We start from the raw sequence: 23,276 nt of genomic DNA on the forward strand, positions 1-23,276 counted from the left end.
GGGGCATGACATGCGCATATTTCGATTTCTCGTCCAGGCGTTCTTTGTGCTGCCGCTTCTCCTCTCGGGGGAAGTCCGTGCGGAGGAGCGCTATGTCACCTTCGCCGAGAACCGCGGCTGGACGGTGAGCTACGACCGGCAGCAGAACAACTGTATCGCCGTACCGAAGGTCTCGGACGGACTCTATTTCATCCGCCCGTCGAGCCGCGAGATCGTCGTCATGATCGCCGGGCCGAAATTCGCCTGGGTGAAGGACGGACAGGATTACAAGGTCGAGATCCGCACCGACCGGCAGCGCTGGGACGGGACCATGCGTGCCGACACCGACGAGGGCTTCGGAGGCCTCTATGTCTCGGACCCGAGCGAAAGCTTCATGTCGGCGCTGCGGGGGGCGTCGCGGCTCAGTCTCCGGGTCGAGAACGTCAACTATGGACCCTATTCGCTGAGTGGATCGAGCGACACGATGAAACAGATCCTCGGCTGTGCGCAGGCCGTGGAGCGCGGCGTTTTCAAACCCGCCGAGCCCGATTACATCGGCATGAACGACCTCGTGTCGTGGAAGTCGGAGGATTTCGGAAAGAGCTACACGTCGGAAGGGTGGACGCTGACGCTCAAGGCACAGGACAACGTCGACGGTACGGCGACCGCCTATCTCGAAGTCTCTCGCGAGGGGAAGGGGTCCACCACCATCAAGGCGGAGAGCGTTCCCGAGGGGCGGGGTTTCGGCAAGCTCGGCATCTACAAGTTCGACTGGTCCGATCCGGCCGTTCTCTTCACCTCCTACACGGGCGGTGCCCATTGCTGCATCGAGGCGCGGGTGGCGCTCTCGACCGATGACGGGATCAGGATCGTCGACCTCGGCCGGTTCGACGGCGACGTGGTCCATCCGGTCGATCTCGATGGCGACGGCGTATATGAGTTCGAGCTTTCCGACCAGCGCTTCCTCTACGCCTTCGCGCCTTATGCGGGTTCGGTGCCGCCGGTGCAGGTAGAGGCCCTGCGCGACGGCAAGTTCATCGACGTCACCAAGGAGGCGGCGTATCGGCCGGTCGTCGAGCAGGCGCTGCTGCGAACGATGAAGCTTTGCGGTGAGGAGCAATATCCTGGCGCATGTGCCGGTGCGCTCGCCAATGCCGCGCTTCTCGGTCTCTATAGCAGCGCGTTCGAGTTCATGGTCTTCGACGAGATCAACGCGAAGCTCGAGGACAGTTATCTCAAGTGCTCCGATTCCGCCGCCTGCCGGGGCCGAGGAGGCTTCAAGGACTTCCAGGAAGCGGTCGCCTTCCGGCTCAAGGATTGGGGCTACGACATCGAGCCGGCGATCGGCGAACCGGCAGCGGCATTCTTCGGCGAGCTCGCCAAGACGAAGACGGGCTACAGCGCGCCGGGCGACACGACGGAGGGCGGCTGCGCTATGGGACCGACGCGCTTCGAAGAGGCGCGGGCGAAGGGCATCGTCGCCGTCAGCGGCTACGAGTACAGTTGCCATATCGGCCGGGCCGACGTGCTGCGCGACAGTGTCGTCACCGAGGCGCTCTGCACGGGCGAGGGGAATACTGGCTCGACCGTCAGGTCTTCGAGAAGGACGGCTCAGATCTGTGGCAGCATTCGATGAGCCGCATGGAGATGGGGTTGAAGCCGGTGAAGGCGGCGCCCTGTCCGGCAAAGCCGTAAACGGCGGGCGGCCCGCCTTTCCTAATCTTCCCGGAAATTCCGGCCGCTTTTCAGCCAGTCGAGCACGTGGAGCCTGAGGGCGGAGGAGAGATTGCTGTCCGGCGGACGCTTGTCATCGATTTCGGCGACGAGGGCGGCAAGCGGCAGGGCACGCTCTGCCGCGATGATCTTCAACTCCTCCCAGAAGGCGTCCTCGAGGGAAAAGCTCGTGCGGTGGCCGTGAAGCGTCGCCGAGCGTTTGCGAATCGTCGCTGTTGCCAAACTGATTCAAGTCCCTGAGAAAACAAGTCGCGGACTGCCCGTAAGGTATTGAGGCGGAATCTCTATCAGGATTTGCTGTCGTCCGTGGCCGGGCGTTCGAGCTTGCCCTGGTCGAGCGTCTTCTCGGCCTTTTCCCGGACCGCGCGCGTCAGGTCCTTTTCGGCCCTGGTGCGTCCGAAGAGCGCGCGATTCTGCTCGGCGGTCTTGTCCTTCTCGGCGCGCGCCTTTGCCTTCTTGAACTGGCGGAGGTTGACGACGTCTGCGGCCATGACTGGGGCTCCGGCGAGGCTCGGGGCGGGACGCTCCCGCCCGCGTGCGCCTGCTAATGCTTCTTGCGGAAGGCGTCGAGGGAGACGACCGAAGCCGGTTTCTTGTCTTCCTCGCCGTCCTTGGCGACGACCGGCTCCTGCGGTTCCTCGGCGGCAGCCAGCGGGTAGGCGGTGATCTCGGCGCTCTCCTCGTCCTCGTCTGCGAGCGGAACGTCGAATTCCAGCTCGAAGTTGACGGAGGGATCGTAGAAGCCGCGGATCGCGTTGAAGGGAATGACGAGCTTTTCCGGCGTGTCGGAGAAGGAAAGGCCGATCTCGAACTGGGTCTCGGTGACCTTCAGGTCCCAGAACTGGTGCTGGACGACGATGGTCATCTGCTCGGCATACTTCGCCTTCAGGTGCTGGGAAATCCTGACACCCGGCGCACCGGTCAGGAAGGTGATGAAGAAGTGATGATCACCCGGCAGGCGGCCGGTCGCCGCCACTTCCGTCAAAACCTTTCGAATGACACCGCGCAGCGCGTCCTGAGCCAGAATGTCGTAGCGAATATGGTCCTGCCCCATGTGATCCTGTCTTTCTTCTGTGACGTCTTTTCCAAGGCTATATGCCATGGCACCGGATGCGGGGAAAGCCCCGGTTGGCGAGTCTTACGGAAGCATAATACATGAATTGTCATCAAGGGAGTAGGTGAAGGCTTCTGTTGCCAGGTGCCTTCGAACCCCGCCTTCAGGTGCTAACCAGAAGGGCTTTAGTGTGGGTTTCCCGCACCGCCATTAGGCAGCGAGAGCATAACCCTGAGCGTTGTTGTCGTTTGCAACTACTCTTGTGACCCGATAACGGCGGTATCATGCCGAGCAAAAGTTCGATCTTTACGCCCTTGTCGATCCTATTTCGCCCCCATCAAAAGCCGGTCCGGAAAGAACTCCGTCACCGACCGGTTTTTGGTGGAGGCGCCGGGTACCGCCCCCGGGTCCAATAGGTTTATTACACCGACCGTTTATTGCCATAGCCGGCCCGAGAGCCGGCACTCCCCATATAGGTCGTTCCGGGGCGGATGAAAAGGGGTGGGATACTGCCGTTTTTTCAGTCGCAGCTCGCGGAGGGGCATAAAGCGGATCGGGAAGGGCGCGCGCGGAGGGCGAGGGGTGGCGCCTCCGCGGGCGCTTTCCGTCGGATGCAGGGGCGGCAAAGGTCGCCCCTGCATCCGCGCCGGCACTGTGGGGAACAGTAGGGCGCTGTGCTCCTCAGGCCTGCACGTTGACGATGAAGAACGCCGTCATGTCGCCGTTGACCGTGTAGGCCACCGCGTAGGTGTGGCCCTGAAAGGCAATCTTGGCATGCCGCCTTTAGGGTTGATGTTTTTTGTCGACCCATACCTGCATGGCGCCGGCAAAGGCTATAGGGTCAAGGCCAAGGCTTTTGACGGCGATCAGGCCGGATGGTTCGTATTCCACTCTCATCTCGACACCTCTCGTTTCGCTTGCTTCAAAGCCCACGCCGAGGCTGACGGGAAGAGTGATTTACATTTCAGGTTGCGTCAATTAAAAATACAGCCAAAGATTGCGACTGACAACTCAGTCGCTCGTGCGCCGCATTGCGACGAGCGTGCCGTCGGCGAGCCGGCCGAAGAGGATGCCACGGACCGGTTCGAAGGTGACGATCGCGGTCCCATCCTTGTCGAGCAACGACAGGCCGCGGGGGACCGGCTTCCACGCGCGAACGGAGGCAAGTGTTCCTTTGCAGCCTTTGCCGCGGGCGACGAGGCGACCGCCGCTCCGTTCGCCTTGCAGCTCGATCATGCATCCATCCGTGCCACCGGACTGAATGACCCATCGACCGGCGAACTGTCCGGGGGCAGAGCTGGCGTCGGCGCCTGGTGCGGCAAAGAACATGGCAATGATGACCAAAAGGCTCGTGGCGGTGCGGGACGCGAACGTCGACATCAATACGCTGCCAGTCATCAGCCTCTCGTCCTTCTCTTCGGTTCGGATCTTCTGCCGAATTCCCCAAGTATTCGCCAGTCCTTTCATCTCGTTTTCGAGATTGGACCGAAAAAGGACGGCGGCATGTCGCAGACGGTGCGACATGGCGTTTCGGGAACCGGAAAGCATTCCTCAGGGTGCGTCAACCGAACTTGTTGACGGTTTTCTCGCTCGGGAGCATCTTTCACCTGCAATGAATGCAAAGAACGCGGCATCGAGTATCGGCGGAGACAGGGACATGAAAGACTATCTTGCAGATGTTCATAAGTACGACAGTGCTGCAGATGAAGGGACGGTCGGTCGGATCGTTCGTCATCTCGGAATTGCGTTGCGCGACAGGGATTCCGCTCTGGTTTCCTGCTCGTCCGAATCGGAACTTGCCCGCGTAAAGGCCAACTGGTGCGGCAAGAAGCTCGGCATCGACGGCGACGCGGCCGACGCTGCGATCAAGAGCGCCTGCCTCGCGATGGCCGAGGACCGTTCGAAGTCGCGCGTGACCTTCTACTACCTGGTCGCCAAGGAACTCGGAAAGCTCGACGCCGTCTGAGCGGCGAGTTCCTCGGGGAAAAGATCGAGGAAAGCTTGGTTCCGCCGCCGTCGACCTCTAGTATGAGGGCCCGGATGAATCAGCGGCGGAACCATGAAGCAATATCTCGACCTTCTGAGCCATGTTCTGGAACACGGCAGCGACCGGGGCGACCGCACCGGCACGGGCACGCGTTCCGTCTTCGGATACCAGATGCGCTTCGACTTGTCGGACGGCTTTCCGGTCCTGACCACCAAGAAGCTGCACCTGCGTTCGATCATCCACGAGCTTCTGTGGTTCCTGCGGGGCGATACCAACATCGCCTACCTGCATGAGCATGGTGTGACGATCTGGGACGAATGGGCCGACGAGAACGGCAATCTCGGCCCTGTCTACGGTGCGCAGTGGCGCTCATGGCCGGCGCCGGACGGCCGGCGGATCGACCAGATCGCCAACCTGGTCGAGGGCATCCGTAAAAATCCCTATTCGCGCCGTCACATCGTCAGCGCCTGGAACCCGGCCGAAGTGGACGACATGGCGCTGCCGCCCTGCCATTGCCTGTTCCAGTTCTACGTCGCCGACGGACGGCTCTCCTGCCAGCTCTACCAACGCTCGGCCGACATCTTCCTCGGCGTGCCGTTCAACATCGCCTCCTATGCCCTGCTGACCATGATGGTCGCGCAGGTGACGGGCCTCGAGCCCGGCGATTTCGTCCACACGCTCGGCGATGCGCATCTTTATGCCAACCATTTCGAGCAGGCGAAGCTGCAACTGACGCGCACGCCCAAGCCCTTGCCGCGGATGAGGATCGATCCCGAGGTGAAGGATATATTTTCCTTCAGGTTCGAGGGCTTTACGCTCGAAGGCTACGAAGCCGATTCAACCATCAAGGCGCCGATTGCGGTCTGATATCCGCAACGGACAACATATGCGGGAGAGCGGCGTTGAGCCCGATCAAGACCACCATCGTCGTTGCCGTCGCCGAAAACGGCGTCATCGGGCGCGAGGGCGACATGCCCTGGAGGCTCTCGACCGATTTGAAGAGGTTCAAGGCGCTGACGCTCGGCAAGCCTCTGGTGATGGGGCGCAAGACCTTCGAATCGATCGGGCGGCCGCTGCCGGGACGTCCGCATGTGATCGTCAGTCGCAGCGCCGGTTTCCGTCCCGAGGGTGTCGAGGTGGTGGAGACGCTCGATGCGGCGATGGCGCGCGCGCGGACCATTGCTGCGGCAACCGGTGCCGACGAAATCTGCGTCGTCGGCGGCGGCGAAATTTACCGGCAGGTGCTCCCCCTCGTAGACGAACTGCACGTGACCCACGTCGAGGCGACGGTCGACGGGGACACGTTCTTTCCACCGATCGATCCCGCGCTTTTCGAACGGATCAGCGAGACCGCTGTCCCGGCGGGCGAAAAGGATACGTACCCAACACGTTACGCAATCTATCGCCGGCGGCCTGCGGCATAGTCGACTATTTTACCTTTGTTTCGAAGAAGTTCGTGCCGTTCCGTTGAAAGCGGCTCGCGCGATACCTATAACGGTCCGAGGATCGTCGCACCCATGTGGTGCGGGCGAGGCTGGGAGCATTTTCAACAGAAGAGGTCTTGATGCCCTGGAGCAATCAGAACGGCGGCGGCCCTTGGGGCGGCGGCGGCAATAATCAGGGTCCCTGGGGGCAGGGGCCGAACCGTCCACGCGGCGGCGGCAATACCCCACCTGATCTCGAAGAACTGATCCGCAGGGGACAGGACCGCTTGAAGAACATCGTTCCGGGCGGCTTCAACGGTGGCGTGATCTTTGCGCTGGTCGTTGTGCTCGCCGCCTTCTGGCTGATCCAGGCCATCTACACGGTGCAGCCGGACGAGCGTGGTGTCGAACTGCGCTTCGGCAAGCCGAAGGACGAAGTCTCGATGCCGGGCCTGCATTTCCATTTGTGGCCGCTCGAGACCGTTGAAATCGTCAAGGTGACGGAGCAGCAGCAGAACATCGGTGCCAAGGCGTCTTCGACCTCGACGGCCGGCCTGATGCTCTCCGGGGACCAGAACATCGTCAACGTGCAGTTCTCGGTGCTGTTCACCGTGACCGACCCGAAGGCGTATCTGTTCAACCTTGAAAGCCCGCCGGAAACGCTGCAGCAGGTCGCCGAGAGCGCGATGCGCGAAGTGGTGGGCCGCCGTCCGGCGCAGGACATCTTCCGCGATGCGCGCCAGCAGATCGCTGCCGACGTGAAGAGCATCATTCAGGGAACGATGGACCATTACGGGGCCGGCCTTGCAATCAACGCGGTTGCAATCGAGGACGCGGCACCGCCGCGCGAGGTCGCCGATGCCTTCGACGAGGTACAGCGTGCCGAACAGGACGAAGACCGCTTCGTCGAGGAAGCCAACAAATACGCCAATCAGAAGCTCGGCCAGGCGCGAGGCCAGGCGGCGCAGATCCGTGAAGAGGCGGCCGCCTACAAGGACCGCGTCGTCAAGGAGGCCGAAGGTGAGGCCCAGCGCTTCGTCTCGATCTACGAGCAGTACGCCAAGGCGCCGGACGTCACGCGCAAGCGCCTCTATCTCGAAACCATGGAGCAGGTCCTGAAGAATTCGCAGAAGGTCATCATCGACGAGCAGGGCGGGGTCGTTCCTTACCTGCCGCTCAACGAGCTGAGCCGCAAGCCGCAGGGGGGCAACTGATCATGTCGAATCGTCTGCCCTATTTCCTGATCGCCTTCGCAGCCCTGCTGCTTCTGGTCTATTCGTCGGTCTTCGTCGTCAACGAGCGCCAGCAGGCAATCGTCGTCCGCTTCGGTCAGATCCAGGCCGTGCACAAGGAGCCGGGCCTCTATTTCAAGCTGCCCTTCGCCTTCATGGATGCCGATCGGGTTCAGTACATCGAGGATCTCGCATTACGCCTCGACCTGGACAACATCCGCGTGCAGGTCTCCGGCGGCAAGTTCTACGAGGTCGACGCCTTCGTGGTCTACAAGATCACCGACGCCCGCCGCTTCCGCGAAACGGTTTCCGGTGACCGCGAGTCCGCCGAAGCGCGCCTGCGCACCCGTCTCGACGCATCGCTGCGTCGCGTCTACGGCTTGCGCGGTTTCGAAGCGGCACTCTCCGACGAGCGTTCGTCGATGATGCAGGAGGTCGCAGCCGCCCTCAAGACGGATGCGGAATCGCTCGGCCTCACCATCGAGGACGTACGCATTCGCCGCACCGACCTGACGCAGGAAGTCTCCCAGCAGACCTTCGAACGCATGAAGGCCGAGCGTCTTGCCGAAGCAGAGCTCATCCGCGCCCGTGGTAACGAGGAAGGCCAGCGTCGCCGCGCTATCGCCGACCGCCAGGTCGTCGAACTGCAGGCCGAAGCCCAGCGCGATTCGGAAATCTTGCGTGGTCAGGGCGACGCTGAGCGCAACCGCATCTTCGGTGAGGCGTTTACCCGCGATCCGTCCTTCTTCGAGTTCTACCGCTCGATGCGGGCCTATGCCGGCGCCTTCGAGACGCCGGAGGGAAGCAGCATGGTGCTGTCGCCGAAGTCGGAGTTCTTCCGCTTCTTCAACGGTTCGGACGGCAAGCCGTCGGCTCCGCCGGCGCCGCCTGAACCTCAGGCCGGCAACTGACCGGATCTGGCGATGTCGGATCTGGTCACCGGATTTGCATTCTTCCTGATCATCGAGGGGCTGGTGTACGCACTGGCCCCTCACTTTCTTGTGGCAATGGCGAGACTCCTGCCGGCGATACCCGAGCAGCACTTGCGGTTTTCGGGCCTTGCCGCGGTGGCGCTCGGCGTGGCAATCGTCTGGCTGGTGCGCGGGTAGACCCCATTCCGCCTGTCATCAATCCGCCTTATGGTTCGGGCACTAGACCAAGAACGACAAACGGGGAAACCTCATGACTGCGAACGCCTCCACGAGATCGAAGCGCCTCATCACCGGCCTTGTCGGCGCGGCCTTCGCCTTCGGTGCGACGATCGGGTCTGCGGAAATGGCCGCGGCGCAGCCGAACGGCCCGGAATCGGTGGCAAACCTCGCCGAGGGCCTGACCGGCGCGGTCGTCAACATCGCCACTTCGCAGAACGTGAAGGAGGAAGAGCGCGGACCGATGCCGCAGGTGCCAGAGGGCTCGCCGTTTCAGGAGTTCTTCGACGATTTCTACAAGAATCGCGAGGGCGGCGGCAATCAGAAGGTCAATTCGCTCGGCTCCGGTTTCGTCATCGATCCGAGCGGCTTCATCGTCACCAACAACCACGTGATCGAGAATGCCGACGACATCGAGGCGATCTTTTCCGACGGATCGAAGCTCAAGGCGAAGCTGGTCGGCACGGACACGAAGACCGATCTCTCGGTGCTCAAGGTAGAACCCCCGAAACCTCTCACCGCGGTGAAGTTCGGGGATTCCCGCAAGATGCGCATCGGCGACTGGGTGATGGCGATCGGCAACCCCTTCGGTCTCGGTGGTTCCGTGTCGGTCGGCATCGTCTCGGCACGCGGCCGCAACATCAATGCCGGCCCCTACGACAATTTCATCCAGACCGACGCGGCGATCAACAAGGGCAATTCCGGCGGCCCGCTGTTCAACATGGACGGCGAGGTCATCGGCATCAACACGGCGATCATTTCGCCGAGCGGCGGTTCGATCGGCATCGGTTTCGCCGTGCCGACGGAGCTTGCCGAAAACGTCATCCGCCAGCTGAAGGAGTTCGGCGAGACGCGGCGCGGCTGGCTCGGCGTGCGCATCCAGCCGGTCACGGATGCGGTCGCCGCAAGCGTCGGGCTGAAGAACAACAAGGGCGCGCTGGTCAGCGGTGTCATCAAGGGTGGCCCGGTCGAAAACGGTCCGATCCGCGCCGGTGACGTCATCTTGCGTTTCGACGGAAAGGACGTGAGCGAGAGCCGCGACCTCGTGCGGAGCGTGGCTGAGAGCACCGTCGGCGCGGAGGTCGAAGTGGTGCTCCTTCGCGACGGAAAGGAACAGACGGTCAAGGTGAAGCTCGGTCGTCTCGAGGACGAGCCTGCGGATGCCTCGGGCGAGGTGACGGAAGCGCCTTCCGGTGACGGGACGCTGCCGCCGCAGGCGGGAGAGCCGCAGCCTGGCGACCAGCCCTCAGGCGAGGCGGTCCCCGGTGTTCCCGTGAGCGTGGAGAGACTGGGGCTTTCCCTCGGTGCCCTCGATGACGCGGCACGCCAGAAGTTCAAGGTCGCCGAGAGCGTCGAGGGCGTCGTCATCACCGCCGTTGCGGCTGGTTCGGCGGCTGCCGAAAAGGGGCTTGTCGCCGGCGAGGTGATCGTCGAGGTGGCTCAGGAATTCATGGAGACGCCGGAACGCGTCAGCGAAGTGCTGCAACGCCTGAAAAGTGAGGGCCGCCGCAGCGCGCATGTGATGATCGCCAATCCTGCCGGCGACCTGCGCTTCGTGGCAATCCCGCTCGAATAGAACCCTGTATGAGGGCGAGCGGGTTCCGGCCCGCTTTCCTGATCCTGTGATCGAACTTCGGGCCTCAAGCCTTTTGCGGGGAATCCGTTCTCACAGGTCGGGGCAGGCGCATTGGCGCCCGCGGAGCGCTCAGACGTCGCCTCTGCCGATCCGGTAGAGGACGTGGCGCTGCAGGTGCGGATGGGTGTAAGGCACGCGCGGATGGTCGAAATCGCCGTCGATATCGCGCCTCATTCCGATCCGTTCCATGACCGCCCATGAACGGAGATTGTCGGCAACGGCGAAGGAGACCACTTCGTCGAGCGCCTTTTCTTCGAAGGCGACGCGCAACAATGCGCGGGCTGCTTCCGTCACATAGCCGTTGCCCCAGAAGCGGGTCGCAAGTCGCCAGCCGATCTCGATCGTGCCTTCGGGAAGGACGGGAGCGATCTTCGCCTCGGCGAGCCCGCAGAAACCGATCGGCTCGGCCGTTTCCTTCAGCTCCAGTGCATAGAAGCCGTAGCCGGTCTGATCGATCATGTCCCGCAGGAGGTCCATCATCGCGTCGGCTTCCGCATGCGTCCGGCGCATCGCAAAGAACTCCATCACCTTCGGGTCGGCATTGATCTCGCGAAAGAGGTCACGGTCGGTGTCCTTCCAGTTGCGGACGATCAGCCGTGGCGTTTCGGTGATTATCATGGCGTCCTCGGCCGGTCAGGGGAAAACGAAGTCGGTCTTGCGATAGCCCTGCAGATAGAGAAGGGCGGTGAGATCGCAGTGGTCGAGGCGGATATTCGCCTGGGCGGCCACCGCGGGCTTCGCGTGCAACGCGACGCCGCTGCCGGCGAGGCCGAGCATGGCGAGGTCATTGGCACCGTCGCCGACGGCAATCACGTCATGGGGGGTAATGCCGAGCCGCTCGCAGATCTCGATGAGCGCGTCGACCTTGGCCTGCTTTCCGAGGATCGGTTCGGCCACTTCGCCGGTGAGATGGCCGTCCTTCTCGAGCAGGATGTTGGCGCGGTTCTCGTGAAAGCCCAGGCGTTCCGCGATGCGGTTGGTGAAGACGGTGAAGCCGCCGGAGACGAGCGCGGTATGAAAACCGCGGGCCCTCATGGTGGCGATCAGTTCCGGTCCGCCGGCCGTCAGCGTGATGCGTTTTGCGAGCACCTCGTCCACGACCGAAATCGGCAGACCCTTCAGAAGCGCCACGCGTTCGCGCAGCGCCGGCTCGAAGGCGATCTCGCCGTTCATCGCACGGGCGGTGATTTTCGCAACCTTGTCCTTCAATCCCACTTCGGCGGCGAGCTCGTCGATGCATTCCTGACCGATCATCGTCGAATCCATGTCGGCGATCAGGAACTTCTTGCGCCGGTGGTCGGCATCCTGGATTGCGAGATCGACCGGGGCCGTGTCGAGGATCGCCCGGATGTCGACGTTCGCTTCGACCGGGTCGCTGCCGTCTTTCAGCACAATGTCGCAGGCGATGCCGTCGGCGAGCCAATAGAGGCCGGACGCGCCGACCGCTTCCGCAGCCTTTTCGGCGAGTGCCGGGGTGACGGCGGGATTTGACGGATTGGCAAGAAGCGTGGCAACGAAGGCCATGATGAGGAACCCTGTGGACGATATCGACGCGATCCTGATAACCGGGCCGACCGCAAGCGGCAAGTCCGCGCTGGCGCTTGATCTGGCGAAACGCCACGGCGGTGTGGTCGTCAATGCCGACAGCATGCAGGTCTACGACACGCTGCGGCTTTTGACGGCGCGGCCTTCGGAGGAGGAGATGGAGGGCGTCCCGCATCACCTCTACGGCCATGTGCCGGCGGGCGCGGCCTACTCGACCGGCGACTGGTTGAGGGAGGTCAGCGAGCTTCTCGCGCGGCTGAAAGTGGAAGGAACGCCTCCGGTGATCGTCGGCGGCACCGGCCTCTATTTCAAGGCGCTGACCGGCGGGCTTTCCGACATGCCGCAAATTCCGGCCGAGATTCGGGAAAACTTGCGAAATCGCCTGGCGGAAGAGGGGCCGGTTGCGCTCCACGCACTGCTCGAACGCAACGATCCGGCAACGGCGGCGCGGCTCAACCTGCAGGACGGACAAAGGATTCTCCGGGCGCTGGAGGTCATCGAGACGACCGGTCGGTCGATCTCCGAGTTCCAGGGCAAAGCGGGGCCGGTGATCGTCGACCCGGCGCGAGCGCGGAAGCTCATCGTGCTGCCGGAGCGGGATGTCCTCTATTCCCGGATCGACCGGCGCTTTTCGACGATGCTCGAGAGTGGCGCAGTCGAGGAGGTCGAGGCACTGCTGGCGCTCGACCTGCCGCCGGAAATGCCAGTGATGAAGGCGATCGGCGTTTCGCAGATCGCCGCGATGCTCAAGGGCGAGATGAGCCGCGAGGACGTGATCGAGAAGGCGTCGGCGGCCACGCGGCAATACGCAAAGCGACAGATGACCTGGTTCCGCAACCAGATGGACGAGAGCTGGGAGAGGATCCAGTAGACGGATCCTGCCGTGATCCGTCAGTCCTTGTTGTAGAGGCTGGACAGCGGTCTCTTGAGGATGCTTTCCCGCAGCGAGAGGCCGGGCTCGCGGCGCAGTGTCGGCGCCGGCTGCTGCGGCTCGACGCCCCTGCTGGTGGGTGGCACGCGGGTTTCGTACTGGCTGCGTGGCGCCGGTTCGTGGAGTTCGGTCCTGCGCCGCAAGGATTGCAGGTCGTCGCTCGTACTGTTTCCCATCGGCAGCATGTCGGGACGATAGGGCTCGATGGAGGGTGTCTCTTCCAGCATGGATGGCGCGCAGGCCGTAAAATCGTCGTCCGGCGGCGTCATTGCGCTCATGGGTGTGCCCGCGCCCAATGACGCCGGCTGTTCGGTGGCGTCGTAGCTGCGCTGGAAGGCCGAAATGTCCGGTCCGGATACGGCGCGCATACGGCTGACGACGTTGCGCAGGTCGACCGTGTCCGGGGTTTCGTCGGAGCCTTTCACGGTCACGCCGTTCGCCTTCGGCAGATGGTTCGGCTCGACGCGGGTGAAGCGCATGCGCATCGGTACCGCGATCGCCTCGCCGAAGGCGATCGCTTCGCCGTTGCCGATCGAAGAGATGAAGCTGGTGGTGGAGATCGAGGAGTCGGGGATGGCGGAGCGGATGATCTCCTGGTCACGGTCGTTGGAGAGCCGCATCGCAAACAGGGTCGAGCACTGCGAAAGAATGGTCTGGTCGAGTTCGCCCGGCCGCTGCGTGATGATGCCCAGCGAGCAGCCGTACTTGCGGCCTTCCTTGGCAATGCGGGCGATCGCCTGGCGGGTCGGGTAGAAGCCGAGATTGGGATCGGACGGCACGTAGCGGTGCGCTTCTTCGCAGACGACGAGCATATGCACGGCGCCGTTCGACCACAGCGCCAGCTCGAAGGCCATGCGGCAGAGCACCGAGGCGACGGAGTTCACCACTTCGGACGGGATGCCGGCGAGCTGGAAGGTCGAGATCGGCCGGTCCTCGCCGGGAATGCGGAAAATGTGGCCGATGGTCTCCAGGATCGTGTCGTTGATTGTGTTGTTGGAGAACATGAAGTGGTAGCGGGGATCGTTGATCGCCGACATGATGCGCATCTTCAGCGATCGCAGGAAGGGCTTTTCGCCCCGGCCTTCGAGACGCCCGATGCGTTCGTCGATCAGTGCCAGAAGGTCGGCGATGCGATAGGGCACAGGCGTGTCGGCGGTGATCGAACTCTTCTCGTTTGCGCGGCGCATCAGCCCGGTTTCGCTGCCACGGAAGGCGCGCTTGGCCTCGGGCATCAGGTCGCGCAAAATGTCGAGCTCGTCGGGCACCGGGGGGCGTCCACGGAACACGACCTCGGCGAACTCCTCGAGCTTCATCAGCCAGAAGGGAAGATCGAGCGTCTCGGTGTCGATGACGACGGCGTGCTCGGGGAAGGCGGCGGCGAATTCGTTGTGCGGATCGAGGATCAGTACGCGCAGCTTCGGGTCCGCCTTGATCGCCTGGCGCAGAAGCAGCGAGACGGCGGTCGACTTGCCGACGCCGGTCGAACCGACGACCGCGAAATGCTTGGAGAGCATCGAAGGAATGTGGATCGCGGCGTCGATGCTCTCGTCCTGCGTCAGCTTGCCGATGACGCAGGTGTCGCTCTTGCCGTTGTCGTAGATGCGCGAGAGATCGGCAGTGCGGATGCGGTGTGCGATCGCCCCTAGATAAGGGTAGCGCGAGATGCCGGTCGAGAACTCCTCGCGACCGTTCATGCCGACATGTACCTCGCCCAAAAGCTCGACCTCGATCAGGAAGGTGTTGTCGAGCTTTTCGCCCCAAGCCTTGGTGTCGGTCTGCATGGAGTAAACGAGGGCGACGACGCGATTGCTGCCGACTGTAATGGAGATCAGGCGGCCGACCGACCAGAGTTCGCTGAGCTCGGTGCCTCCGGCCTCAGCGACGGCGGCGACGGTGGCGCGCGATCCGTTGCATGCGACAACGCGCCCCAGCATGCGATTGCCGGGCCGGAGCTGATCGCGCCGGTCCTGTTCACCGGCCGTGCCCGACGTATGGAGGTCGTTGTTACGCAATAATAAACTCCCTGCTATGAGAGCTTGTAGCAAGAGAGGTTTAATAAGCCGTGTAAGGGGATGTTCCGCGGCTGACGCGCCTTCTTCTCCATGGCGATGGTGCTTTTTGCGGCAGATGCGCGTTGACGGGTCCGGTTTTTCTGTCTATCAGTTTTGCCATGACTATTTCGGCAGTTCTTATCGTGGTGGGAAAGCGCATGGGCAGGATGGTGTAACCATCCGGCGACAGCCACCCATGCGCTAGATGACAGGCTCCTCAAGGGGCCTTTTTTTATGGCCAGAACCGGGGTCAAGACCCTGACAGAAAATCCAGAAGGCAAACGGAAACAGGCATGACGGGAACAGACAATCAGATGACCGGCGCGGAGATCGTCCTCAGGGCGCTGAAGGACAACGGGGTTGAGCACATCTTCGGTTATCCGGGCGGTGCCGTGCTTCCGATCTACGACGAGATATTCCAGCAGGACGATATCCAGCACATCCTCGTCCGCCACGAGCAGGGCGCCGGTCACGCGGCCGAAGGTTACGCCCGCTCCACCGGCAAGGTCGGCGTCATGCTCGTGACGTCGGGCCCCGGCGCGACGAATGCCGTCACGCCGCTGCAGGACGCGCTGATGGACTCGATCCCGATCGTCTGCATTTCGGGACAGGTTCCGACGCCGCTCATCGGTTCCGACGCCTTCCAGGAATGCGACACCGTCGGGATCACCCGGCCGTGCACCAAGCACAACTGGCTGGTCAAGGACGTCAACGATCTCGCCCGCATCATCCATGAGGCCTTCCGTATCGCCAGAACCGGCCGTCCGGGTCCGGTCGTCGTCGATATTCCGAAGGACGTCCAGTTCGCGACCGGCACCTATACGCCGCCGGAAGCGCACAGGATCCAGAAGAGCTACCAGCCGAAGGTGCAGGGCGACGCCCGCGCGATCCAGGCGGCGGTCGAGCTGATGGCGAGCGCCCGGCGTCCGATCATCTACAGCGGCGGCGGCGTCATCAATTCCGGACCGGAAGCCTCCAAGCTGCTGCGCGAACTGGTTTCGCTCACGGATTTTCCGATCACCTCCACCCTGATGGGGCTCGGCGCCTATCCGGCCTCCGGCAAGAACTGGCTCGGCATGCTCGGCATGCACGGCTCCTACGAGGCCAACATGGCGATGCATGACTGCGACGTCATGGTCTGCATCGGCGCCCGTTTCGACGACCGCATCACCGGCCGCCTCAATGCCTTCTCGCCGAATTCCAAGAAGATCCACATCGACATCGATCCGTCCAACATCAACAAGAATGTCCGGGTCGACATTCCGATCGCCGGCGATGTCGGGCATGTGCTGGAAGACATGGTCCGCTTGTGGCGGGCGCTTCCGAGGAAGCCGGATGCCGGCCAGACGGCGGAATGGCGCGATAGTGTCGCCCGCTGGCGCGCGCGCAACAGCTTCGCCTACACGCCGTCCAATGACGTCATCATGCCGCAATACGCGGTCGAGCGGCTCGCGGCCCTCACCAAGGATCGCGACACCTATATCACCACCGAAGTCGGCCAGCACCAGATGTGGGCGGCACAGTTCTTCGGTTTCGAGGAGCCGAACCGCTGGATGACCTCGGGTGGTCTCGGCACCATGGGCTACGGCTTCCCGGCGGCGATCGGCGTCCAGATCGCCCACCCGGAAAGCCTCGTCATCGATATTGCCGGCGACGCTTCGATCCAGATGTGCATCCAGGAAATGTCGTGCGCCGTCCAGTATGAAGCGCCGGTCAAGATCTTCATCTTGAACAACCAGTACATGGGTATGGTCCGCCAGTGGCAGCAGCTCCTGCACGGTAACCGGCTCTCGCACTCCTATACCGAGGCGATGCCGGACTTCGTCAAGCTCGCCGAGGCCTATGGGGCCGTCGGTCTGCGTTGCGAGAAGCCGGGCGACCTGGACGCCGCTATCCTGGAGATGATCAACGTCAAGAAGCCGGTGATCTTCGACTGCCGCGTCGCCAACCTCGCCAACTGCTTCCCGATGATCCCGTCCGGCAAGGCACACAACGAAATGCTGCTGCCCGACGAGGCCACCGACGAGGCGGTCGCCAACGCCATCGACGCCAAGGGCCGCCAGCTCGTTTGATTTCAAGGGGTTTACAATGAACGCACACCTTCAGCCCACGGGCTCCGCCTACTTCATCGCCCCGGAAACGGCGAGCGTCGAAAGCCATACGCTCTCGATTCTCGTCGACAACGAGCCGGGCGTCCTTGCCCGCGTCATCGGCCTCTTCTCCGGCCGCGGCTACAACATCGAAAGCCTCACCGTCTCCGAAACCGAGCATGAGGCGCATCTGTCGCGGATCACCATCGTCACCCGTGGGACGCCGAGCGTCCTCGAGCAGATCAAGACGCAGCTCGAGCGCATCGTTCCGGTCCACCGCGTGGTGGACCTGACGGTCCGCGCTCGCGAGCTCGGCCAGGAACGGCCGATCGAGCGTGAGGTGGCTCTCGTGAAGGTCACCGGTTCCGGCGAGATGCGCGCCGAGACCTTGCGTCTTGCCGACGCCTTCCAGGCGAAGGTGGTGGATGCGACCGTCGATCACTTCATCTTCGAGATCACCGGCAAGTCTTCCAAGATCGACCAGTTCGTGGCGATCATGAAGCCGCTCGGCCTGAACGAGATCTGCCGCACCGGTATCGCTGCGATGAATCGCGGATCGCAGGGCATGTAAAGCCATCCCTGCCTACGGACTGAACGGGCGGCCTGGTGCCGCCCGTTTTGTTTTGGCGTTCGCCGAGGAGGGTTTGCGGGAACGGCGCCTCAGAACATCGACATCTGGGCCGGAGCCGGCTTCTCCGCATTCCCCGCATCCATGTCGGCGGGCTCCGTCGGCGCGGTCCTTTCCGTCGAAGCGGATCTTGCCGTGCCTTTCGCGCGCGGCTCCGCCTGCTTCTCGTCCTCGGGTGGCGCCGGAGGCGCACGGTCGGCTATGCCGACGTCTTGCAGAAATCCAGCAAGGCATGGTTCCAGCACCTTCTGCGCCAGGGCGTAGTGGACGAACTGCCCGCGCTTTTCCCGCGAGACGAGACCGGCGCCTTCGAGGATTGCAAGGTGTTGCGAGATGGACGGCTTCGCCATGGTGAAGTGCGAGGCGATCTCGCCGGCAGTCAGGCTGGAGGCGGCGAGATGCCTCAGGATCGACCGGCGCGGTGCTGCCGCCAGCGCCTGAAAGATTTTCTGCTCCAGCTTTTCGTTCCTGCCGGCCGCTGCCGTTTTCTTGCCGCGCTTCTGCATGTCCCGTCACCTGGTTGCGTCGGCGCAGATATTTCCGGAATTGCGCTCTCAGGCAATCCCTCCGGTGCGCATGCGATAATTAGTTAACAAGCTAATTCGGCAATTCGCATCGTACCGCTTGCCCGGCCGCGTCGCGATGCCGGAGCAGCGTGCCTTCTTCCGTTCAGATCATCGCCAGCGGCATCTTGCGCTCGGGCGGGGAGAAGACCGCGTCGAGCGCTGCCCAGTCGTTCTCGGTCACCCGCAGATCGACAGCGTCGCGGTTCTCGCTCACGCGCCGGAGGTTCGCCGACTTCGGGATGGCAATCACGCCTTCGCGCCTCAGAAGAAAGGCGAGGGCGATTTGCGCCGGCGTTGCCTGATAGGCCTTGGCGATGTGGATCAGCTCCGGATGGTGGGCGAGCCGGCCCTGCTCGATCGGCGAATAAGCCATGACTGCCACACCATGAGCACGGCACCAGGGCAACAGGTCGTATTCGATGCCCCGTTGGCCGAGATTGTAGAGCACCTGGTTGGCTGCACAATTGGCACCGCCCGGCACAGCGAAGAGCTCTTCCATGTCGGCGACGTCGAAGTTCGACACGCCCCATGCGCCGATCTTGCCGGCGGCCTTCAGCTCTTCGAAGGCGGCGACGGTGTCGGCGAGCGGATGTTCGCCGCGCCAGTGCAGGAGGTAGAGGTCGAGACGATCGGTCTTCAGGCGTCGGAGACTGTTCTCACACGCGGCGATCGTGCCGGAGCGGCTGGCGTTCCACGGATAGACCTTGCTGACCAGAAATACATCGTCGCGCCGGTCTTCGAGGGCGATGCCCACCACACGCTCGGCGCCGCCCTCGCCATACATCTCGGCCGTATCGATCAGCGTCATGCCGAGATCGAGACCGAGCCGCAGGCTGTCGATCTCCTCCCCGGCGCGGGCCTTTACCTCGCCCATCTGCCAGGTGCCGAGTCCCAGCGCTGGAACGGTAACACCGCCGGGCAGGGTGACGGTCGGGACCGGATCATGCATCGCTTCTTCCTCTTGGCTTCTGTCAATCCGAGCATAGCAGGCGGCATCAAGCCGGCAAGCCGCCGGCATTGCCGGATCGGGGCGGTTTCGCGTGTCACTGCAACAATTCCGCTCTGGACCGGCCGATCGTGCCGGCTATGTTGACCTGACGAAAAACAAGTCTCCAAACGGGATGGTCATGACCTCGGAAATGCTGATCGCGCTGACGCTGTTTGCCTTCTCGACCTCGATCACTCCGGGGCCGAACAACATGATGCTGCTCGCCTCGGGCGTGAACTTCGGATTCCGGCGCACGGTTCCGCATATTCTCGGAATCGAGCTCGGCTTCGGGGCGCTGATCCTCGCCGTCGGCCTCGGCGTCGGGACGATCCTGTCGACCGAGCCGCGGCTCTATCTGGCCCTCAAGGTGGTGGGCGGCGGCTATCTTCTCTGGATGGCCTGGCACATCGCCATGACACGTCAGATGGGCGAGGCGGCCGGCGAGGCGCGCCCTTTCAGTTTCGTCCAGGCGGCTCTCTTCCAGTTCGTCAACCCGAAGGCCTGGGTCATGGCGGCCGGTGCGGTCGCGGCTTATCAAAGCCCCAATTCCTACATCCGCGATTCCGCCCTGATCTTTCTCGCCTTCATGTCAGTCGGCATCTTCTGCACGGCCGCATGGGTCGGGTTCGGCTCGGTGCTCAAGGGCTGGTTGTCCGATCCCGTCAGGCTCAAATGGTTCAACATCACCATGGCGGTGCTGCTGGTCGCAAGCTTGTGGCCGATGCTAAAATAACGCGATCGACGGTCTGGCAAGCATCAGCCAGATGATCGCGAGGACGGCGAAGAAGGCAGGGAAGCCGCAGGCGAACCAAATCCTGTAGAGCGAGGCGAAGGTCGGTGGCAGAGCCGTGCCCGCCAAGGCGGCCGCACGCGCGATATCGCGCAGCTTCAGTTGAAGCCAGACGACCGGCAGCCAGAACAGGCCCGTGATCACATAGAGCGCCAGCGCCAGCACGATCCAGCCTTCGGTGAGCGGCCAGCCTATCGCTTTCGCCAGGAGATAGCCGGTGATCGGCTGGACGACCACGGCCGTTGCCGTGAAAACCCCATCCGCAACTACCACCGTGCCCGCGACATGGGCCACGACCGCCGGATCGCGCGTCCGCTGCGCGACCACCATGAAGAAGGCAATGCCGGCGCCCGTTCCGAGCAGGACGGTCGCCCCGATGACGTGGAGGAAGCGGAGGAGAATGTCGATCGGCATCAGCGGTGATCCAGGGTGGCGAGGCTGGTGAGCGTGAGCAGCACAGAGGGCAGGACCTTGACCAGCGGACCGAGCGGATCGAGCCAGAGGGCCGGCTCCACGACGGATGCGGCGGCGAGGTAGAGCGCGGTGACGGCGAGCATGCCGAGGAGGGCGCGACGAGCGAGCGGGCGCAGGAGCACGCAGACCCCGAGCGTCACGTCGAGAAGGCAGGAAAGCAGCGTCGCGGCCGTCGCTGCCGGCGGCGGCAACAGCGGCAGGAAGTGGCTTGCGGCCCGTTCGAGGTCGGCAAGCGGCAGGAGGCCCGAGAGTAGCCAGAAGAGCGACAGGGTGACGATCACCGGCGCTTTCATGAGATAGAGGCGGGCGAACCAGAGGTCCTGCACGCCGGACGGATGGACGGAAAGCGTTTCGGAAAGCGCCCGCATGGCGAACGGTGGCTGTTCCCCGTCATTGCGGCGGGTGACGCCGCCTTCCATAACCGTCATGGCGGTCGAACGCAGCGGCGACTGCCAGCCGAAGCGGCCGGCGAGGTCGGCCAGTGCCGTCACCACGCGCCCGACGATCGCCGGCACGACGACCGTCGGGGCAGGGGCGAGACCCAGCCAGCGGCGATGCAGCGCGAGTGTTGTTTCGAGCGTCAGCCGCCCGGGTGCGGCAAGCTCGATGTCGCTGCCGGCCGGGATTGCGCCCTCGATGGCGAGTGCGACGGCGGTCGCCACATCCTCGACATCCACCGTCTCGACCGGGCTTTCGGCGTGGATGAGCGGCTGGACGAAGGGGAAGGCGGCGAGCGCCCGCAGCAGGGCGGTTCCGCCGAAGGCGTTGCGTCCGACGACGAGCGCCGGCCGCAGGATGACGAACGGCAGGCCGCTTTCCGCGAGCGCGGTATCGGCCCGGCGCTTGGTCGCTAGAAACGGCAGGTCGGCGCCGCTTCCGTCGACGCGGGTGGAGATCTGCACAATTCGATGGATGCCGCTCGTCGTCGCGGCTTCGTAGAGCGCGAACATGGCATCCTGCTGGGAGGCGGAGAGATCGTCCGTGAGGCCGTCCTGCAATGCGCCGGCGCAATTGACGACGATCTCGAAACCGTCGAGGTGCGGGCGCCACGCTTCCGCCGTCTGGAGATCGGCCAGATCGGCGGCAATCCATTGGACTTCTGGCCAGCGGGCGCGTGCTCGCGTGACGCTGCGGGCGAGCCCGGTCACGGCATGGCCTTCGGCAGCCAGCCGTCGCATGACCGCCGAACCGATGAAACCTGTACCGCCGAGAATCAGGATGCGCATGGCCGGAGACTAGCAGGTCGGGCGCGTGCCGTCAGACCAGAGCTGGGCCGGTCATCCCTCGAACTGCCGGTAGCATTCCTCGGCCATCTCGCGGAGCCGTTCGCGCGAGATCTCACCGCTCAATGCATAGCCGACCGGTCCGTCTATCCAGTAAAAGGTCTCGATGGTGCCTTCGGTCGCGTAACGGAAGCTCGTCGTGCGGTTGGCGTCGTTGCGCCCCGCGAGCACGGTAATCCGCTCGCCGCCGGCATCCTCGTACATCAGCATGGCACCGGCCTTCCCGCCGACGGGCACCAGCCGGCCACCGACCAGGCGATATCCGAACCGCGAAAGATCGGGGATGCTGAGTGGATGATCGAGCCGCTTGCTGAGCCAGGCGGCAAGATGCTCCTGTTCGTCGGCGCCGACCTCCACCGGATGGCGGACGTCGCTCGCATAGATGAGGAAGGCTGATCGTGCTTCCTGCGGCAAGGCGGCAGCCGTCTGCTGCACCGAAAGGGGCGCTCTTCCCAAGAGAGAGGGCATCGCCTGTCCGATCGCGATGCCGGCACCGAGAAGGATGAGGGATGCGGCCATTTGCCGGAGGGGGAAGTGACGTAGCCGTCGCGCTGGCTTCGGCTGCGGCGTCAGGAGGAGTTCCGGATCGCGCGGCTCGCTGCGGGCATAACCGGAGAAGAGCGCGCGGATGTCGTCGTTCTGCGCCTGCCAGTCGGCGACCATGCCGGCGTCTTCCGGGTGTGCCCCGAGCCAGGCTTCGACCTCGCTTCGACGCGCGGCGTCGAGCTGCCCGTCGACATAGGCGTGCAGGTCTTTTTCGTCGATGGAGCCGGGTTCGGGCATTACTTTGGTCTCCGGAGCGTAACGATGTTCTGTTCGGTGAGCACCAGCCGCAGCCGCTCGCGGGCGCGGGATAGGCGCGACATGACGGTTCCGATCGGAACACCTAAGATGTCGGCAACCTCCTGATAGGCGTAGCCTTCGACGACCACGAGCATCAGGACGGAGCGATATTCCGGGGCAAGTCCGTCGAGGGCCGCGCGCAGGCGATCCCGCTCGAGCGGATCGGCTGCGGTCGCCGGCGCTTCGAGGTGGTCTGCCTCGCCGATGTCGACGGCGGGAAAGCGGCGGGCGTTGCGGCCGCGATTATGATGCAGGTTCGTCATGATCGTGTAGACCCATGCCTTCAGGCTGCCGCCGCGCCACGTCCCGCGCTTGGCGAGCGCCGTCTCCACGCAATCCTGCAGCAGGTCCTCGCCGTCGGGATCCGAGTGCGTGAGGCTGCGCGAATAGCGCCGCAGGCCCGGCAACAGCGCCAGCATGTCCTCTTCGAAAAGGCCGGTGCCGGGGGCTGGACTCCCCGGCGCCACGTTTTCCCTGTCAGGGCCTTGCGGCATCCCAAACGCCTTTCACGCCGTCGCCGGTGGCATCGCCTTCCTTCTGGTCCTTGACCCAGAAGTAGAGCGGCATGCCGTCCTTCGCCCACTGCATTGCGCCATCCTTGCGGGTCACCAGCGAGTATGCCCCTTCGGCCTTGGCACCGGAAGCGGCGAGGAAGGGTGGCCAGTTCTTGGCACAGTCGTCATAGCAGTTCGACACGCCCTTCTGATCGTTCTGGAAGGTGTAGAGCGTCATGCCGTTGTCGCCGGCGACAACCTCGCCCTTGTCGGTCTTGACGGTCTTGACCGGCGCCTGCGCAAGGGCCGGACCGGCGAGCGCGATGATGGCGAGAGAGAGAAGAAGACGGGATTTCATGGCGGAACCTCCGAAGTGTTGCCCGGCACGTCCCGATCGGT

Annotated in this window: 26 protein-coding genes and 1 other RNA gene; 12 read left to right on the forward strand and 15 right to left on the reverse strand. The window is 63.7% G+C overall.

Annotated elements, in window-relative coordinates; genetic code table 11:
- Positions 1 to 10: 10 nt before the first annotated feature.
- Entirely contained in the window at positions 11 to 1,615 is a 1,605-nt protein-coding gene (locus H4I97_RS05485) for a hypothetical protein (protein WP_182306914.1), read from the forward strand.
- 80 nt (positions 1,616 to 1,695) lie between these two features.
- Here the strand turns inward: H4I97_RS05485 and H4I97_RS05490 are convergent, their stop codons facing one another.
- The 5 genes from H4I97_RS05490 to H4I97_RS05510 form a co-directional block, all read right to left on the reverse strand.
- Complete coding sequence (locus H4I97_RS05490; protein WP_244658719.1) at positions 1,696 to 1,935, reverse strand: ribbon-helix-helix domain-containing protein; 240 nt, start codon at positions 1,933 to 1,935, stop codon at positions 1,696 to 1,698.
- Positions 1,936 to 2,000: 65 nt separating this feature from the next.
- On the reverse strand, positions 2,001 to 2,204 hold the full coding sequence (locus H4I97_RS05495) for a DUF4169 family protein (protein WP_182306915.1): 204 nt from the start codon (positions 2,202 to 2,204) through the stop codon (positions 2,001 to 2,003).
- Between the two features lie 53 nt (positions 2,205 to 2,257).
- Complete coding sequence (locus H4I97_RS05500; protein WP_182306916.1) at positions 2,258 to 2,767, reverse strand: SspB family protein; 510 nt, start codon at positions 2,765 to 2,767, stop codon at positions 2,258 to 2,260.
- A 123-nt stretch (positions 2,768 to 2,890) separates the two neighbouring features.
- Positions 2,891 to 3,269, reverse strand: a transfer-messenger RNA (tmRNA) gene (ssrA, locus tag H4I97_RS05505).
- Positions 3,270 to 3,778: 509 nt separating this feature from the next.
- Entirely contained in the window at positions 3,779 to 4,165 is a 387-nt protein-coding gene (locus H4I97_RS05510) for an AprI/Inh family metalloprotease inhibitor (RefSeq protein WP_182306917.1), read from the reverse strand.
- A 259-nt stretch (positions 4,166 to 4,424) separates the two neighbouring features.
- Here H4I97_RS05510 and H4I97_RS05515 point away from each other — a divergent pair, with 259 nt between their 5' ends.
- The 7 genes from H4I97_RS05515 to H4I97_RS05545 all read left to right on the forward strand — a co-directional run bounded on the left by H4I97_RS05515 (position 4,425) and on the right by H4I97_RS05545 (position 10,134).
- Positions 4,425 to 4,733, forward strand: a complete 309-nt coding sequence (locus H4I97_RS05515) for a DUF2853 family protein (RefSeq protein WP_182306918.1) — start codon at positions 4,425 to 4,427, stop codon at positions 4,731 to 4,733.
- A gap of 93 nt (positions 4,734 to 4,826) precedes the next feature.
- Entirely contained in the window at positions 4,827 to 5,621 is a 795-nt protein-coding gene (locus H4I97_RS05520) for a thymidylate synthase (RefSeq protein ID WP_182306919.1), read from the forward strand.
- Positions 5,622 to 5,656: 35 nt separating this feature from the next.
- A complete protein-coding gene (locus H4I97_RS05525) occupies positions 5,657 to 6,178 on the forward strand; it encodes a dihydrofolate reductase (RefSeq protein ID WP_182306920.1) in 522 nt (173 codons plus the stop codon).
- Between the two features lie 140 nt (positions 6,179 to 6,318).
- The gene (gene hflK / locus H4I97_RS05530; RefSeq protein WP_182306921.1) at positions 6,319 to 7,392 is read left to right on the forward strand and encodes an FtsH protease activity modulator HflK; all 1,074 of its coding nucleotides are present in this window, start codon (positions 6,319 to 6,321) and stop codon (positions 7,390 to 7,392) included.
- A 2-nt stretch (positions 7,393 to 7,394) separates the two neighbouring features.
- The gene (gene hflC, locus H4I97_RS05535; RefSeq protein WP_378143597.1) at positions 7,395 to 8,321 is read left to right on the forward strand and encodes a protease modulator HflC; all 927 of its coding nucleotides are present in this window, start codon (positions 7,395 to 7,397) and stop codon (positions 8,319 to 8,321) included.
- A gap of 12 nt (positions 8,322 to 8,333) precedes the next feature.
- Positions 8,334 to 8,519: a DUF2065 domain-containing protein gene (locus tag H4I97_RS05540; protein WP_182306922.1), complete on the forward strand. Its 186-nt coding sequence runs from the start codon at positions 8,334 to 8,336 to the stop codon at positions 8,517 to 8,519.
- A 73-nt stretch (positions 8,520 to 8,592) separates the two neighbouring features.
- Positions 8,593 to 10,134 (forward strand): Do family serine endopeptidase, encoded by a 1,542-nt coding sequence (locus H4I97_RS05545; protein WP_182306923.1) that lies wholly within the window; start codon positions 8,593 to 8,595, stop codon positions 10,132 to 10,134.
- A 129-nt stretch (positions 10,135 to 10,263) separates the two neighbouring features.
- Here H4I97_RS05545 and H4I97_RS05550 read toward each other — a convergent pair whose 3' ends face one another.
- Both H4I97_RS05550 and serB read right to left on the reverse strand, forming a co-directional pair.
- On the reverse strand, positions 10,264 to 10,812 hold the full coding sequence (locus H4I97_RS05550; protein ID WP_182306924.1) for a GNAT family N-acetyltransferase: 549 nt from the start codon (positions 10,810 to 10,812) through the stop codon (positions 10,264 to 10,266).
- Positions 10,813 to 10,827: 15 nt separating this feature from the next.
- Entirely contained in the window at positions 10,828 to 11,718 is an 891-nt protein-coding gene (gene serB, locus H4I97_RS05555) for a phosphoserine phosphatase SerB (protein WP_182306925.1), read from the reverse strand.
- Here serB and miaA point away from each other — a divergent pair.
- Entirely contained in the window at positions 11,717 to 12,610 is an 894-nt protein-coding gene (gene miaA, locus H4I97_RS05560) for a tRNA (adenosine(37)-N6)-dimethylallyltransferase MiaA (RefSeq protein WP_182306926.1), read from the forward strand. The two genes, serB and miaA, sit on opposite strands and share 2 nt — an antisense overlap.
- Positions 12,611 to 12,630: 20 nt before the next feature.
- On the opposite strand, the gene H4I97_RS05565 is transcribed toward miaA, so the two are convergent.
- Positions 12,631 to 14,682, reverse strand: a complete 2,052-nt coding sequence (locus tag H4I97_RS05565; protein ID WP_182306927.1) for an ATP-binding protein — start codon at positions 14,680 to 14,682, stop codon at positions 12,631 to 12,633.
- Between the two features lie 332 nt (positions 14,683 to 15,014).
- Between H4I97_RS05565 and H4I97_RS05570 the strand changes: the two genes are divergently transcribed.
- Together H4I97_RS05570 and ilvN are read left to right on the forward strand one after the other, a co-directional pair.
- Positions 15,015 to 16,793 carry an acetolactate synthase 3 large subunit gene (locus H4I97_RS05570; protein WP_182306928.1) on the forward strand — a complete coding sequence of 593 codons (1,779 nt, stop codon included), beginning with the start codon at positions 15,015 to 15,017 and terminating at the stop codon, positions 16,791 to 16,793.
- Positions 16,794 to 16,809: 16 nt separating this feature from the next.
- Complete coding sequence (ilvN, locus tag H4I97_RS05575; RefSeq protein WP_129332578.1) at positions 16,810 to 17,382, forward strand: acetolactate synthase small subunit; 573 nt, start codon at positions 16,810 to 16,812, stop codon at positions 17,380 to 17,382.
- Positions 17,383 to 17,471: 89 nt separating this feature from the next.
- Here the strand turns inward: ilvN and H4I97_RS05580 are convergent, their stop codons facing one another.
- Together H4I97_RS05580 and H4I97_RS05585 are read right to left on the reverse strand one after the other, a co-directional pair.
- Positions 17,472 to 17,945: a metalloregulator ArsR/SmtB family transcription factor gene (locus H4I97_RS05580; protein ID WP_182306929.1), complete on the reverse strand. Its 474-nt coding sequence runs from the start codon at positions 17,943 to 17,945 to the stop codon at positions 17,472 to 17,474.
- A gap of 163 nt (positions 17,946 to 18,108) precedes the next feature.
- Positions 18,109 to 18,954, reverse strand: a complete 846-nt coding sequence (locus H4I97_RS05585; RefSeq protein ID WP_182306930.1) for an aldo/keto reductase — start codon at positions 18,952 to 18,954, stop codon at positions 18,109 to 18,111.
- Between the two features lie 178 nt (positions 18,955 to 19,132).
- Here H4I97_RS05585 and H4I97_RS05590 point away from each other — a divergent pair, with 178 nt between their 5' ends.
- A complete protein-coding gene (locus H4I97_RS05590; protein ID WP_182306931.1) occupies positions 19,133 to 19,726 on the forward strand; it encodes a LysE family translocator in 594 nt (197 codons plus the stop codon).
- Here H4I97_RS05590 and H4I97_RS05595 read toward each other — a convergent pair.
- Genes H4I97_RS05595 through H4I97_RS05615 form a run of 5 tightly spaced genes read right to left on the reverse strand, consistent with a single transcriptional unit; the run spans position 19,718 to position 23,235 of the window.
- Positions 19,718 to 20,197, reverse strand: coding sequence for a DUF2269 family protein (locus H4I97_RS05595; RefSeq protein WP_182306932.1), 480 nt, complete (start codon positions 20,195 to 20,197; stop codon positions 19,718 to 19,720). The two genes, H4I97_RS05590 and H4I97_RS05595, sit on opposite strands and share 9 nt — an antisense overlap.
- Entirely contained in the window at positions 20,197 to 21,483 is a 1,287-nt protein-coding gene (locus tag H4I97_RS05600) for an SDR family oxidoreductase (RefSeq protein WP_182306933.1), read from the reverse strand. The genes H4I97_RS05595 and H4I97_RS05600 overlap by 1 nt, the downstream gene beginning before the upstream one ends.
- A 51-nt stretch (positions 21,484 to 21,534) precedes the next feature.
- Positions 21,535 to 22,323, reverse strand: a complete 789-nt coding sequence (locus tag H4I97_RS05605) for an anti-sigma factor family protein (protein WP_182306934.1) — start codon at positions 22,321 to 22,323, stop codon at positions 21,535 to 21,537.
- A complete protein-coding gene (locus H4I97_RS05610) occupies positions 22,323 to 22,877 on the reverse strand; it encodes an RNA polymerase sigma factor (RefSeq protein ID WP_182306935.1) in 555 nt (184 codons plus the stop codon). The genes H4I97_RS05605 and H4I97_RS05610 overlap by 1 nt, the downstream gene beginning before the upstream one ends.
- On the reverse strand, positions 22,861 to 23,235 hold the full coding sequence (locus tag H4I97_RS05615; protein WP_182306936.1) for a COG4315 family predicted lipoprotein: 375 nt from the start codon (positions 23,233 to 23,235) through the stop codon (positions 22,861 to 22,863). The genes H4I97_RS05610 and H4I97_RS05615 overlap by 17 nt, the downstream gene beginning before the upstream one ends.
- Positions 23,236 to 23,276: the final 41 nt, after the last annotated feature.

This window comes from Ciceribacter thiooxidans (genome assembly GCF_014126615.1).
GTDB classification, from domain to species: Bacteria; Pseudomonadota; Alphaproteobacteria; order Rhizobiales; family Rhizobiaceae; genus Allorhizobium; species Allorhizobium thiooxidans.

Bases quoted from the DNA above. Each gene is read 5' to 3' on its own strand.
- H4I97_RS05485 (WP_182306914.1), top strand. From the start codon at position 11: ATGCGCATATTTCGATTTCTCGTCCAGGCGTTCTTTGTGCTGCCGCTT.
- H4I97_RS05495 (WP_182306915.1), bottom strand. From the start codon at position 2,204: ATGGCCGCAGACGTCGTCAACCTCCGCCAGTTCAAGAAGGCAAAGGCG.
- H4I97_RS05500 (WP_182306916.1), bottom strand. From the start codon at position 2,767: ATGGGGCAGGACCATATTCGCTACGACATTCTGGCTCAGGACGCGCTG.
- H4I97_RS05510 (WP_182306917.1), bottom strand. From the start codon at position 4,165: ATGACTGGCAGCGTATTGATGTCGACGTTCGCGTCCCGCACCGCCACG.
- H4I97_RS05515 (WP_182306918.1), top strand. From the start codon at position 4,425: ATGAAAGACTATCTTGCAGATGTTCATAAGTACGACAGTGCTGCAGAT.
- H4I97_RS05520 (WP_182306919.1), top strand. From the start codon at position 4,827: ATGAAGCAATATCTCGACCTTCTGAGCCATGTTCTGGAACACGGCAGC.
- hflK (WP_182306921.1), top strand. From the start codon at position 6,319: ATGCCCTGGAGCAATCAGAACGGCGGCGGCCCTTGGGGCGGCGGCGGC.
- hflC (WP_378143597.1), top strand. From the start codon at position 7,395: ATGTCGAATCGTCTGCCCTATTTCCTGATCGCCTTCGCAGCCCTGCTG.
- H4I97_RS05540 (WP_182306922.1), top strand. From the start codon at position 8,334: ATGTCGGATCTGGTCACCGGATTTGCATTCTTCCTGATCATCGAGGGG.
- H4I97_RS05545 (WP_182306923.1), top strand. From the start codon at position 8,593: ATGACTGCGAACGCCTCCACGAGATCGAAGCGCCTCATCACCGGCCTT.
- H4I97_RS05550 (WP_182306924.1), bottom strand. From the start codon at position 10,812: ATGATAATCACCGAAACGCCACGGCTGATCGTCCGCAACTGGAAGGAC.
- miaA (WP_182306926.1), top strand. From the start codon at position 11,717: ATGATGAGGAACCCTGTGGACGATATCGACGCGATCCTGATAACCGGG.
- serB (WP_182306925.1), bottom strand. From the start codon at position 11,718: ATGGCCTTCGTTGCCACGCTTCTTGCCAATCCGTCAAATCCCGCCGTC.
- H4I97_RS05570 (WP_182306928.1), top strand. From the start codon at position 15,015: ATGACGGGAACAGACAATCAGATGACCGGCGCGGAGATCGTCCTCAGG.
- ilvN (WP_129332578.1), top strand. From the start codon at position 16,810: ATGAACGCACACCTTCAGCCCACGGGCTCCGCCTACTTCATCGCCCCG.
- H4I97_RS05580 (WP_182306929.1), bottom strand. From the start codon at position 17,945: ATGCAGAAGCGCGGCAAGAAAACGGCAGCGGCCGGCAGGAACGAAAAG.
- H4I97_RS05585 (WP_182306930.1), bottom strand. From the start codon at position 18,954: ATGCATGATCCGGTCCCGACCGTCACCCTGCCCGGCGGTGTTACCGTT.
- H4I97_RS05590 (WP_182306931.1), top strand. From the start codon at position 19,133: ATGACCTCGGAAATGCTGATCGCGCTGACGCTGTTTGCCTTCTCGACC.
- H4I97_RS05595 (WP_182306932.1), bottom strand. From the start codon at position 20,197: ATGCCGATCGACATTCTCCTCCGCTTCCTCCACGTCATCGGGGCGACC.
- H4I97_RS05600 (WP_182306933.1), bottom strand. From the start codon at position 21,483: ATGCGCATCCTGATTCTCGGCGGTACAGGTTTCATCGGTTCGGCGGTC.
- H4I97_RS05605 (WP_182306934.1), bottom strand. From the start codon at position 22,323: ATGCCCGAACCCGGCTCCATCGACGAAAAAGACCTGCACGCCTATGTC.
- H4I97_RS05610 (WP_182306935.1), bottom strand. From the start codon at position 22,877: ATGCCGCAAGGCCCTGACAGGGAAAACGTGGCGCCGGGGAGTCCAGCC.
- H4I97_RS05615 (WP_182306936.1), bottom strand. From the start codon at position 23,235: ATGAAATCCCGTCTTCTTCTCTCTCTCGCCATCATCGCGCTCGCCGGT.